The organism is Pseudomonas sp. (genome assembly GCF_050739995.1).
GTDB lineage: Bacteria > Pseudomonadota > Gammaproteobacteria > Pseudomonadales > Pseudomonadaceae > Aquipseudomonas.
Genome location: NZ_JBOICG010000653.1, coordinates 1 through 12,026 on the forward strand (window position 1 = coordinate 1; position 12,026 = coordinate 12,026).

A 12,026-nucleotide genomic window follows, 5' to 3' on the forward strand; every position below is an offset into this window, starting at 1 on the left:
GACCGGCGGCGTGCGGAAAGCACGATCATCGGTCGGCGCAGGACTTGAACCCCGCCTTCCTAGTCCCCATCTGACTCTGCATTCGGGCACATCGCCCCGCTAGTGTGGAGTAAGACCCTTGACCACCATCGTATCTGTCCGCCGTAACGGCAAAGTCGTCATGGGCGGCGACGGCCAGGTTTCCCTTGGCAACACCGTGATGAAAGGCAACGCCAAAAAGGTCCGTCGTCTATACCACGGCCAGGTTCTTGCGGGCTTTGCCGGCGCTACCGCCGACGCCTTCACCCTTTTCGAACGTTTCGAAGGCCAGTTGGAAAAACATCAGGGCCACCTCGTACGTGCCGCTGTCGAGCTCGCCAAAGAATGGCGCACCGACCGCTCCCTCAGCCGCCTGGAAGCCATGCTCGCCGTCGCGAACAAAGACGCTTCCCTGATCATCACCGGCAATGGCGATGTGGTTGAGCCTGAACATGGCCTGATCGCCATGGGTTCCGGCGGTGGTTATGCCCAAGCGGCCGCCAGCGCACTGCTGAAGAAAACCGACCTGTCGGCCCGGGAAATCGTCGAAACCGCCTTGGGTATCGCCGGCGACATCTGCGTGTTCACTAACCACAACCAGACCATTGAGGAGCAGGACCTCGCCGAGTAAGCCGTAGGCTTATTCCCGCTTGAGGCCGCAAAACACTATGTCCATGACTCCCCGCGAAATCGTCCATGAACTTAACCGCCATATCATCGGTCAGGACGATGCCAAGCGCGCCGTTGCCATCGCGCTGCGTAACCGCTGGCGCCGGATGCAATTGCCCGAAGAACTGCGCGTTGAAGTAACGCCGAAGAACATCCTGATGATTGGCCCGACCGGCGTCGGTAAAACCGAGATCGCCCGTCGCCTGGCCAAACTGGCCAACGCCCCGTTCATCAAGGTCGAAGCCACCAAGTTCACCGAGGTGGGCTACGTGGGGCGCGATGTCGAGTCGATCATCCGCGACCTCGCTGACGCTGCGCTGAAGCTGTTGCGCGAGCAGGAAATGACCAAGGTCAGCCACCGCGCGGAAGATGCAGCCGAAGAACGTATCCTCGACGCCCTGCTGCCACCGGCACGCATGGGCTTCAACGAAGACGCCGCGCCGGCCTCGGACTCCAACACCCGCCAACTATTCCGCAAGCGTCTGCGTGAAGGCCAGTTGGACGACAAGGAAATCGAGATCGAAGTGGCCGAGCATGCTGGCGTCGATATTTCCGCGCCACCGGGCATGGAAGAGATGACCAACCAGCTGCAAAGCCTGTTTGCCAACATGGGCAAGGGCAAGAAGAAAAGCCGCAAGCTCAAGGTAAAGGAAGCGCTGAAACTGGTGCGCGACGAAGAAGCCGGGCGCCTGGTCAACGAAGAAGAGCTCAAGGCCAAGGCCCTGGAAGCGGTCGAACAGCACGGTATCGTGTTTATCGACGAGATCGACAAGGTGGCCAAGCGCGGCAACGCTGGCGGCGTCGATGTATCCCGCGAAGGTGTACAACGCGACCTGCTGCCACTGATCGAAGGCTGCACCGTGAACACCAAACTGGGCATGGTCAAGACCGACCACATCCTGTTTATCGCCTCCGGTGCATTCCACCTGAGCAAGCCAAGCGACCTGGTGCCGGAGCTGCAAGGCCGCCTGCCAATTCGCGTGGAACTCAAGGCACTGACGCCGGGCGACTTCGAGCGCATCCTCAGCGAACCGCACGCCTCGCTCACCGAGCAATACCGTGAGCTGTTGAAAACCGAGGGCTTGGGTATCGAATTCCAGCCGGACGGTATCAAGCGCCTGGCCGAGATCGCGTGGCAGGTCAACGAGAAGACCGAGAACATCGGTGCCCGTCGCCTGCACACCCTGCTTGAGCGTTTGCTGGAGGAAGTGTCCTTCAGCGCCGGCGACATGGCCGGTGCGCAGAATGGCGAAGCGATCAAGATCGACGCCGACTACGTCAACAGCCACCTGGGCGAATTGGCGCAAAACGAAGATCTGTCTCGTTATATCCTGTAAAGCTCATATAGAACTGCTTTGCTTCAAATGTGGGAGGGGGCTTACCCCCGATGGCGGTCTGTCAGATAGATGTATATTGACTGACACACCGTTATCGGGGGGCAAGCCCCCTCCCACACTTTTTAGCTTGGAGCCGGCTCCTCAGGGTTATCTCTAATGTCGAAATTTCCTACTGCTGTAAATTTGCACAAAACCTCCAACACCCTCGGCCTCACCTACGGGCCCGATGAGGTCTATCAGTTGCCCGCCGAACTGCTGCGGGTGCACTCGCCTTCCGCCGAGGTCCAGGGCCACGGCAAACCCATCCTGCAATTCGGCAAGCTCAACGTGCGCCTGATCAAGATCGAACCGGCCGGGCAGTACGCACTGAAACTGACCTTCGACGACGGCCATGACAGCGGACTGTTCACCTGGGACTACCTCTACCAACTGGCTGTGCGCCAGGAATCGCTGTGGGCCGACTACCTGGCTGAACTCAAGGCCGCCGGAAAAACCCGTGACCCGAACGAGTCTGTCGTACGGCTGATGCTCTAGCTCAGGCCTCTTGCTCTTTAGAGAGCATTTTCTAATTTCATCTGCTTGAATGCCCTGTCTCGTGGCCAACGATTGGCCCGCTTGCGAAAAAAATTAAACTCGGGTAACCAATGGAACTGGCAAGTTCCCTGCATTTGACGATGCGGTATCAACGGTCACCCGAGTCGCGTACCTGGCTTGTGTTGTGCATCGAAACTTGGCGCACAGCGGTACCCGGTACTCGTCTTTCGGACAATGGAGCGTCGTAGATGAGTAACAAGAACAACGATGACTTGAAACGCCAAGCCTCGGAAAATACCCTGGGGCTGAACCCGATCATCGCGTTACGCAAAAAGGATTTATTGGCCTCGGCGAAGATGGTGCTGACCCAAGCCATCAAGCAACCGTTGCACAGCGTCAAACACGTCGCCCACTTCGGCGTTGAATTGAAAAACGTGATGTTCGGCAAATCCCAGCTGGTGCCCGAGGGCGACGACCGTCGCTTCACCGATCCGGCCTGGAGCCAGAACCCACTCTACAAACGCTACCTGCAAACCTACCTGGCGTGGCGCAAGGAACTGCACGACTGGATCGGCGACAGCAACCTGTCGGAACAGGACATCAGCCGTGGTCACTTCGTGATCAACCTGATGACCGAAGCCATGGCCCCCACCAACAGCGCGGCCAATCCGGCGGCGGTCAAACGTTTCTTTGAAACCGGTGGCAAAAGCCTGCTCGATGGCCTCTCCCATCTCGCCAAAGACCTGGTGCACAACGGCGGTATGCCGAGCCAGGTCAACATGGGTGCCTTTGAAGTGGGCAAGACCCTGGGCACCAGCGAAGGTGCGGTGGTGTTTCGCAATGACGTGCTGGAGCTGATCCAGTACAAGCCGATCACCGAACAGGTGCACGAACGCCCGCTACTGGTGGTGCCGCCGCAGATCAACAAATTCTATGTCTTCGACCTGAGCCCAGATAAAAGCCTGGCGCGTTTTTGCCTGCGCAATAACCAGCAGACCTTTATCGTCAGCTGGCGCAACCCGACCAAGGCCCAGCGTGAATGGGGCCTGTCCACCTACATCGAGGCGCTCAAGGAAGCGGTGGATGTGGTCACGGCGATTACTGGCAGCAAGGACGTCAACATGCTCGGCGCCTGCTCCGGAGGCATCACCTGCACTGCGCTGCTCGGCCACTACGCGGCGCTGGGGGAGAAGAAGGTCAACGCCCTGACCCTGCTGGTGAGCGTGCTGGACACCACCCTGGACACCCAGGTGGCGCTGTTCGTCGATGAACAGACTCTGGAAGCGGCCAAGCGCCACTCCTACCAGGCCGGCGTGCTGGAAGGTCGCGACATGGCCAAGGTGTTCGCATGGATGCGTCCCAACGACCTGATCTGGAACTATTGGGTCAACAACTACCTGTTGGGCAACGAGCCACCGGTGTTCGACATCCTGTTCTGGAACAACGACACCACGCGTCTGCCCGCCGCCTTCCACGGCGACCTGATCGAACTGTTCAAGAACAACCCGCTGGTGCGCGCCAACGCCCTGGAAGTGTGCGGCACGCCGATCGACCTCAAGCAGGTCACCGCGGATATCTATTCATTGGCCGGCACCAACGACCACATCACGCCATGGCAGTCTTGCTACAAATCGGCGCAACTGTTCGGTGGCAAGGTGGAGTTTGTGCTGTCCAGCAGCGGGCACATCCAGAGCATCCTCAACCCCCCGGGCAACCCCAAGGCGCGTTACCAGACCAGCGAAAGCCTGACCGGCAAGGCCTTGGACTGGCAGGAGAATGCCACCAAGCACACCGACTCCTGGTGGCTGCACTGGCAGGGATGGATGGCAGAGCGGGCGGGAAAACTGAAGAAGGCTCCTGCAAGCTTGGGTAACAAGACCTATGCCGCAGCTGAGGCGGCGCCGGGGACCTATGTCCATGAGCGCTAAGCACGTGTGTGGTTGAAATGAGGTCAGTGTGGGAGCTGGCTTGCCCGCGATGGCGGTGGGTCAGCTGACTGATGGGCTAACTGACAGAATGCTATCGCAGGCAAGCCAGCTCCCACATGAACCGAGCTGTCCATTCGATCTTTGCACCACCTGACAGGGCTTGAGCATGCCGCAACCGTTCATCTTCCGTACCATCGACCTGGATGGCCAAACCATCCGCACGGCGGTACGCCCGGGCAAGCCTCACTTGACGCCGCTGCTGATCTTCAATGGTATCGGCGCCAACCTTGAGCTGGTGTTTCCGTTCGTCCAGGCGCTGGACCCGGACCTGGAAGTGATCGCATTTGACGTGCCAGGGGTCGGCGGCTCCTCGACACCCAGCGTGCCCTATCGCTTTCCGGGCCTGGCCAGACTCACCGCGCGCATGCTCGATTACCTCGACTATGGCCAAGTCAATGCGGTGGGAGTGTCCTGGGGCGGAGCGCTGGCGCAGCAGTTTGCCTATGACTACCCGGAGCGCTGCAAGAAGCTGATCCTGGCAGCCACGGCAGCGGGGGCGGTGATGGTGCCGGGCAAACCAAAAGTACTGTGGCTGATGGCCAGCCCTCGCCGTTATATCCAACCATCCCACGTGGTGCGCATTGCGCCGATGATTTATGGCGGCTCATTCCGCCGCGACTCCAAACTCGCCGCCGAACACGCCAGCAAAGTCCGCTCGGCCGGCAAGCTGGGTTACTACTGGCAGTTGTTTGCCGGACTGGGCTGGACCAGCATCCACTGGCTGCACAAGATCCGCCAGCCGACCCTGGTGCTGGCGGGGGACGATGACCCACTGATCCCGCTGATCAACATGCGTCTGCTGGCCTGGCGCATTCCCAACGCGCAGTTGCACATCATCGATGACGGCCACCTGTTCCTGATCACCCGGGCCGAAGCCGTGGCGCCGATCATCATGAAGTTTCTTGAAGAGGAGCGCTTGCGGGCTGTGATTCACCCGCGTCCCGCGGTGTAAGGACCACACCGCCGCGCAACTTGCCAGGAACCGGCTATGGTTCTGAATTGGCGTGCCTGCTTGATGACTTGACCAAGGAGTGTTGGCTCATGCGAGAAAGATCCGTGACGAACCCGGCGCCCACCCCCGCTGCGTTCATTAATGCGCAAAATGCGATCACCGGTCTCAGGGGACGAGACCTGTTGTCGACCTTACGGAGCGTGGCAGCCCATGGCTTGCGCAACCCGGTACATACCGCCCGTCATGCCCTGGCGTTGGGCGGCCAGTTGGGGCGTGTGCTGCTGGGCGAAACCGTACATGAGCCCAATCCCAGCGACAGTCGCTTCATCGACCCCACCTGGAAGCTCAACCCGCTCTACCGGCGCAGCCTGCAAGCCTATCTGAGCTGGCAGAAACAGGTGCGCCACTGGATCGATGACAGCTCGCTGAACGCTGACGACCGCGCCCGCGCGCACTTCGCCTTCTCGCTGCTCAATGATGCCGTTTCGCCCTCCAACACCCTGCTCAACCCACTGGCCGTCAAGGAGCTGTTGAACTCAGGGGGCAACAGCGTAGTGCGCGGAGTGAGCAACCTGTTCGAAGACCTGCTGCACAACAATGGCCTGCCGCGCCAGGTGAGCAAGCACGCCTTCGAAGTGGGCAAGACAGTGGCCACTACGCCAGGCTCGGTGGTGTTTCGCAATGAGCTGCTGGAGTTGATCCAGTACAAGCCCATGAGTGAAAAACAGTACGCCAAACCGTTACTGATCGTGCCGCCGCAAATCAACAAGTACTACATTTTCGACTTGAGCCCCGCTAATAGCTTTGTGCAATACGCCCTGAAGAACGGCCTGCAAACCTTCATGATCAGTTGGCGCAACCCCGATGTGCGTCACCGCGAATGGGGCCTTTCCACCTATGTCGCAGCGTTGGAGGAAGCACTCAATGTGTGCCGGGCGATCACCGGCGCCCGGGAGGTCAACCTGATGGGCGCCTGCGCCGGCGGCCTGACCATTGCCGCCCTGCAAGGTCACCTGCAAGCCAAGCGCCAGCTGCGGCGTATCTCCAGCGCCACTTATCTGGTCAGCCTGCTCGACAGCCAGATCGATAGCCCCGCTACCCTGTTTGCTGATGAGCAAACCCTGGAAGCCGCCAAGCGCCGCTCCTACCAGCAGGGTGTACTGGACGGTCGCGACATGGCCAAGGTATTCGCCTGGATGCGCCCCAACGACTTGATCTGGAATTACTGGATCAACAACTACCTGCTGGGCAAGGAGCCGCCCGCCTTCGACATCCTGTACTGGAACAACGACAACACCCGCCTGCCCGCCGCGCTGCATGGCGACCTGCTGGACTTCTTCAAGCACAACCCCTTGAGCCACCCCGGCGGCCTGGAAGTGTGCGGCACGCCGATCGACTTGCAGAAGGTCACGGTGGACAGCTTCAGCGTGGCCGGAATCAACGACCACATCACACCGTGGGATGCGGTGTATCGCTCCACCCAATTGTTGGGCGGCGAGCGACGCTTCGTGCTGTCCAACAGCGGGCATATCCAGAGCATCCTCAATCCACCTGGCAACCCCAAGGCCAACTATGTCGAAAACCCCAAGCTGAGCAGCGACCCACGCGCCTGGTATTACGACGCCAATCACGTCGAAGGCAGTTGGTGGCCGCAATGGCTGGAGTGGATTACGCAGCGTTCGGGCGTGCAGCGCGAAACCCTCACCGCCCTGGGCAACCAGAACTACCCACCGATGGAAGCAGCGCCGGGCACCTATGTGCGGGTGCGCTGAGCTCAACGAACCTTTTAAGAAGACTGGATGAAGACCCGCGACCGTATCCTTGAATGTGCCCTGCAGTTGTTCAACCAGAAGGGCGAGCCCAATGTGTCGACCATGGAGGTGGCCAATGAAATGGGGATCAGTCCAGGCAATCTCTACTACCACTTCCATGGCAAGGAACCGCTGGTGCTCGGGCTGTTCGAGCGCTTTCAATGTGAGCTGGCGCCCCTGCTTGATCCGCCCGCGAACGCGCAGCTGGAGGCCGAAGATTACTGGCTGTTCCTGCACCTGATCGTCGAGCGCATGGCCCACTATCGCTTTCTGTTCCAAGACCTGTCGAACCTGGCCGGACGCCTGCCGAAACTGGCCAAGGGTATTCGCAGTCTGCTCACGGCGCTCAAGCGTACGCTGGCTTCATTGCTGGCGCGGTTGAAGTCGGCAGGACAACTGGTCAGTGAGACCCAGGCACTGGGACAATTGGTGGAGCAGATCACCATGACCCTGCTGTTTTCCCTGGATTACCAGCGGATTCTCGACCGTGAAGGCGAGGTGCGGGTGGTGGTGTACCAGATCATGATGTTAGTGGCACCGCATCTGCTGCTACCGATACGACAGGCGACCGAGAAGTTCGCCCTGAAGTATCTGGATGACCTGGACTAAAAATGTGGGAGGGGGCTTGCCCCCGATGGCGACAGATCAGACACATCATCTTGAACTGGCACACCGCTATCGGGGGCAAGCCCCCTCCCACACTGGGCCTGCTTGTTTTTTAGATCGTCAGGCGCGTGAGTTCTACGCCGGGTTCCTGGGTTACGCTCAATTGCTGCACGATGGCTTCCTGCAAACGCAGGCACAGCTCCGGGTCGGACAGCGGCTGGTTATTGGCATCGGTGATGAAGAACACGTCTTCCACTCGTTCGCCGAGGGTCGCAATCTTGGCGTTCTGCAGTGACAGGTCGAACTCCAGGAAAATCCCGCCGATACGTGCCAGCAGCCCCGGACGGTCCGGCGCGCTGAGCTCCAGCACGGTGACCGGGCGCTGGGCGTCGTTGGAAATGGTGACCTGGGGCGCAAAGGCAAAGTGCTTGAGCTGTCGCGGAACCCGGCGTTGGATGATCGTCGGGTAGTCGTCGGGATTGCGCAGGGCCTCGGTCAGGCCCTCGCGGATTTTTTTCACCCGCACGGGGTTATCGCCAATCGAGTCGCCGTCGGTGTCGAGCACAATGTAGGTGTCGAGGGTGAACTGGCTGCTGGAGGTGATGACCCGGGCGTCATGGATGTTCAGGTTGAGCTGGTCCATGGCGGCCACGGTCACGGCGAAGAAGTCGTGCTGGTCGGGCGCATAGATGAAGATCTGCGTGCCGCCTTCGAATTCACGCTGGGTGGTTTCCTTGATCAGCACCAGCGGGCCGCCATCGGCCGGCTGCTGCAGGATGGCATCGGTGTGCCAGGCGACATCGCCGGCGGTGTGGCGCAGGAAGTAATCGTCACCCAGTTGCGACCACAACTGCTCGACGTCGTCCGGGTCGTTGCCGCCACGGACCAATATATCCAGGGCAGCGCTCTGGGTGCGACGGATCTGTTCTTCGCGGTCCACCGGGTTTTCCAGGCCACGACGCAGGGCGCGCTTGGTCTCGGTGTACAACTGGCGCAACAGGCTGGCACGCCACGAGTTCCACAGCGTGGGGTTGGTGGCGTTGATGTCGGAGACGGTCAGCACATACAGATAGTCGAGGCGGGTTTCATCGCCGACGATCCCGGCAAAGTCGTGGATCACCTGTGGATCAGACAAGTCCTTGCGTTGCGCTGTGGTCGACATCACCAGGTGGTTCTGCACCAGCCAGACGATCAGGCGGCTGTCCCACAGCGGCAATTGGTGGCGCTGGCAAAAGGCTTCGGCATCCACTGCACCGATTTCCGAGTGATCGCCATGCCGGCCCTTGCCGATGTCGTGGTACAGGCCGGCCAGGTAGATCAGTTCGGGCTTGGGCAGCTTCGCCATGAGCTTGCTGGCCAGCGGGAATTTCTCCGACACCTGGGTGTACTGCAGCTTACGCAGGTGCTTGATCAGGTTCAGGGTGTGCGCGTCCACCGTATAGATGTGGAACAGGTCGTGCTGCATCTGTCCGACGATAAAGCCGAACTCCGGCAGATAGCGCCCGAGAATGCCGTAACGGTTCATCCGGCGCAGGTTGCGGTGGATGCCGATCTTGCACTTGAACAGCTCGATAAACAGGCTGGTGTTGCGGATGTCGTTGCGAAAGTCGTCGTCGATGAGGTGACGGTTTTCCCGCAGCAGGCGAATGGTATCGGCGCGCACGCCTTTGATTTCCGGCTGCTGGGCCATCAGCACGAAGATTTCCAGCATCGCGAACGGGGTACGCCGGAACACGTTGTCGTTGCGTGCTTCGATATAGCCGTCATGCAGCTGAAAGCGCGCATTGATCGGTTGTGGCGGCGCTTCATCTTCGGGGGCCAGGATCACTTCTTCGAAGTGCTGGATGATCAGGTCACTGAGTTGGGCGATGCTCATGACGACGCGGTAGTACTGCTGCATGAAGCTTTCAATGCTGGTCTTCGCGTCTTCCCCTTCAAAACCCAGCAGGGTGGCGATGGAGCGCTGATGGTCGAACAGCAAGCGGTCTTCGGAGCGTCCGGCGAGCATGTGCAGGGCATAGCGCACTTTCCACAGGAATTCCTGGGAGGAGGCCAGCAGCGCATTTTCACTCTCGACGAGGAAGCCTTCGCCAGCCAGCGCCCGCAGATTCAGGGTGCCGTACTGGCGGCGGGCGACCCAAAGAATGGTCTGGATATCACGCAGCCCGCCGGGCGAGCCTTTGACGTTGGGCTCCAGGTTGTATTCGGTGTCGTTGTACTTGTGGTGTCGGGCTTTCTGCTCGGCACGCTTGGCCAGGAAGAAATCCTTGCTTGGCCACATGTGCGCGGTGCTGGTGACTTCCAGCATGCGCTGGCGCAGGCGCTCGGGGCCAGCGATGGTGCGGCTTTCCATCAGGTTGGTGATGACCGTCAGGTCCGCCCGGGCCTCTTCGGCGCATTCGTCCACCGAACGTACGCTCTGGCCGACTTCCAGGCCGATGTCCCACAGCAAGGTGAGAAAACGCTCGATGGAATCGCGAAAGATCTCGTGATCAGCGCTGCCCAGCAGGATCAGCAGGTCGATGTCGGAGTAGGGGTGCAATTCACCCCGGCCGTAGCCGCCGACCGCCACCAGGGCAATGTCGGCGTCTTCGCTCCAACTGAATTGTTCCCAGGCCTTCTGCAGGATATTGTCGACGAACCAGGCGCGGTCTTCGATCAGTCGGCGGATGTCCCGGCCACTGCGAAAGCGCTCATCGAGTACCTCGCGGGCCTGGCGGATAGCCTTCTTGAACGCGGCTATGGGGCTTGCCTTCAGCGCCAGTTCGGCCTGGAACTGGCCACGGTCGAAGAGTTCGGGATCCACCTGGGGCATCGATCGGCTTTCCTTTCTATCTATCAGTCAGTCACAACACAGTTCGGAAAACCCAAGCAAGCTTTACGCCGAAATGCGTGGAATTGTGTCATCCGAGCGCAGGGTGAAGATCTCGTAGCCGGTTTCGGTGACCAGCAAGGTATGTTCCCACTGGGCCGAGAGCTTGCGGTCCTTGGTGATGGCGGTCCAGCCGTCGCCCAGCACCTTGGTGTCGGCCTTGCCTTGGTTGATCATCGGTTCGATGGTGAAGGTCATGCCCGCCTTGAGCTCCATGCCGGTGCCGGCGCGGCCGTAGTGCAGGATCTGGGGTTCTTCGTGGAACACCTTGCCGATGCCATGGCCGCAGAACTCGCGAACGACCGAGAAACCGTTCTTTTCGGCGTGCTTCTGGATCACTTCGCCGATGTCGCCCAGGCGGCAGCCGGGTTTGACGATCTCAATGGCCTTGTACATGCACTCCTGGGTGACCTGGGACAGGCGCTCCGCCCAGACCGGCACGTTGCCGACGTGGAACATGCGGCTGGTATCGCCGTGATAGCCATCCTTGATCACGGTGACGTCGATGTTCAGGGTGTCGCCGTCTTTCAATGGTTTGTCGCCTGGAATCCCATGGCAGACCACGTGGTTGATCGACGTGCAGATCGACTTGGGGAAACCCTTGTAATTCAGTGGGGCAGGGATGGCTTTTTGAACATCGACGATATAGTCGTGGCAGATGCGGTCCAGCGCTTCGGTGGTCACACCGGGCTTGACGTGTTCGGCAATCATTTCCAGCACGTCGGCAGCCAGTTTGCCGGCAACGCGCATGCCTGCGATGTCTTCGGCGGTTTTCAAAGTAACGGTCATACAGGCTCTCTCTAGCGCGAGGCGCTGAAATCAATACGGTTCACGGGTGCGCGGCAATAGTGTTACAAAATTCGCACAAGCCCCAAAAAACGCGATTCTAACAGACGCTGGCGTCAAATCATGAGCCTCTGATGATCGCTTCTCTCTATAAGGTGGGGGCATGTTGGGGCTATTCAAAGGCTTACGCAAAGCCGATGGACGGCATATGTCATTGCGGGTTTCGTTTTTCGACTTCGTGTGGTATAAAATGCGCCGCTTTCCGGGGATGCCCCGTGAAGCTTAAATCCACACACGTGTCGACACGATGACCTGGGTGCCGGAGGCCTTGATGCCGCTGGTTGGTCATTGGGATACGTGGAGGCCAAACCCGACTTATTAAGGAACTATCATGTCCCAAGTCAACATGCGCGATATGCTGAAGGCCGGTGTGCACTTCGGTCACCAGACCCG

At 59.8% G+C, this 12,026-nt stretch carries 10 protein-coding genes; 8 read left to right on the plus strand and 2 right to left on the minus strand.

The genetic code is table 11. The features are described from left to right. The first annotated feature begins 118 nt into the window (after positions 1 to 118). The 7 genes from hslV to ACRESD_RS22065 all read left to right on the plus strand — a co-directional run bounded on the left by hslV (position 119) and on the right by ACRESD_RS22065 (position 7,918). Positions 119 to 649 carry an ATP-dependent protease subunit HslV gene (gene hslV / locus ACRESD_RS22035; protein WP_431752841.1) on the plus strand — a complete coding sequence of 177 codons (531 nt, stop codon included), beginning with the start codon at positions 119 to 121 and terminating at the stop codon, positions 647 to 649. A 37-nt stretch (positions 650 to 686) separates the two neighbouring features. Next, positions 687 to 2,024: an ATP-dependent protease ATPase subunit HslU gene (hslU, locus tag ACRESD_RS22040; protein ID WP_431752842.1), complete on the plus strand. Its 1,338-nt coding sequence runs from the start codon at positions 687 to 689 to the stop codon at positions 2,022 to 2,024. A gap of 156 nt (positions 2,025 to 2,180) precedes the next feature. Beyond that, positions 2,181 to 2,558 carry a gamma-butyrobetaine hydroxylase-like domain-containing protein gene (locus ACRESD_RS22045; RefSeq protein ID WP_431752843.1) on the plus strand — a complete coding sequence of 126 codons (378 nt, stop codon included), beginning with the start codon at positions 2,181 to 2,183 and terminating at the stop codon, positions 2,556 to 2,558. 248 nt (positions 2,559 to 2,806) lie between these two features. Next, positions 2,807 to 4,486, plus strand: a complete 1,680-nt coding sequence (gene phaC, locus ACRESD_RS22050) for a class II poly(R)-hydroxyalkanoic acid synthase (RefSeq protein WP_431752844.1) — start codon at positions 2,807 to 2,809, stop codon at positions 4,484 to 4,486. 166 nt (positions 4,487 to 4,652) lie between these two features. Next, positions 4,653 to 5,498, plus strand: a complete 846-nt coding sequence (gene phaZ, locus ACRESD_RS22055) for a poly(3-hydroxyalkanoate) depolymerase (protein ID WP_431752845.1) — start codon at positions 4,653 to 4,655, stop codon at positions 5,496 to 5,498. Positions 5,499 to 5,587: 89 nt separating this feature from the next. Next, positions 5,588 to 7,270, plus strand: coding sequence for a class II poly(R)-hydroxyalkanoic acid synthase (gene phaC / locus ACRESD_RS22060; RefSeq protein WP_431752846.1), 1,683 nt, complete (start codon positions 5,588 to 5,590; stop codon positions 7,268 to 7,270). Positions 7,271 to 7,297: 27 nt separating this feature from the next. Next, positions 7,298 to 7,918, plus strand: coding sequence for a TetR/AcrR family transcriptional regulator (locus tag ACRESD_RS22065; RefSeq protein ID WP_431752847.1), 621 nt, complete (start codon positions 7,298 to 7,300; stop codon positions 7,916 to 7,918). 109 nt (positions 7,919 to 8,027) lie between these two features. Here ACRESD_RS22065 and ACRESD_RS22070 read toward each other — a convergent pair whose 3' ends face one another. Both ACRESD_RS22070 and map read right to left on the minus strand, forming a co-directional pair. Beyond that, on the minus strand, positions 8,028 to 10,730 hold the full coding sequence (locus tag ACRESD_RS22070; protein WP_431752848.1) for a [protein-PII] uridylyltransferase: 2,703 nt from the start codon (positions 10,728 to 10,730) through the stop codon (positions 8,028 to 8,030). 63 nt (positions 10,731 to 10,793) lie between these two features. Further along, entirely contained in the window at positions 10,794 to 11,576 is a 783-nt protein-coding gene (map, locus tag ACRESD_RS22075) for a type I methionyl aminopeptidase (RefSeq protein WP_431752849.1), read from the minus strand. 388 nt (positions 11,577 to 11,964) lie between these two features. On the opposite strand from map, the gene ACRESD_RS22080 reads away from it, so the two are divergent. Then, positions 11,965 to 12,026, plus strand: a 62-nt coding sequence (locus tag ACRESD_RS22080; RefSeq protein WP_431752850.1) for a hypothetical protein, incomplete at its 3' end; no start/stop codon positions are given.

What these genes read in the sequence shown, in the direction of transcription:
- hslU (WP_431752842.1), top strand. Translation starts at nt 687, where the DNA reads ATGTCCATGACTCCCCGCGAAATCGTCCATGAACTTAACCGCCATATC.
- ACRESD_RS22045 (WP_431752843.1), top strand. Translation starts at nt 2,181, where the DNA reads ATGTCGAAATTTCCTACTGCTGTAAATTTGCACAAAACCTCCAACACC.
- phaC (WP_431752844.1), top strand. Translation starts at nt 2,807, where the DNA reads ATGAGTAACAAGAACAACGATGACTTGAAACGCCAAGCCTCGGAAAAT.
- phaZ (WP_431752845.1), top strand. Translation starts at nt 4,653, where the DNA reads ATGCCGCAACCGTTCATCTTCCGTACCATCGACCTGGATGGCCAAACC.
- phaC (WP_431752846.1), top strand. Translation starts at nt 5,588, where the DNA reads ATGCGAGAAAGATCCGTGACGAACCCGGCGCCCACCCCCGCTGCGTTC.
- ACRESD_RS22065 (WP_431752847.1), top strand. Translation starts at nt 7,298, where the DNA reads ATGAAGACCCGCGACCGTATCCTTGAATGTGCCCTGCAGTTGTTCAAC.
- ACRESD_RS22070 (WP_431752848.1), bottom strand. Translation starts at nt 10,730, where the DNA reads ATGCCCCAGGTGGATCCCGAACTCTTCGACCGTGGCCAGTTCCAGGCC.
- map (WP_431752849.1), bottom strand. Translation starts at nt 11,576, where the DNA reads ATGACCGTTACTTTGAAAACCGCCGAAGACATCGCAGGCATGCGCGTT.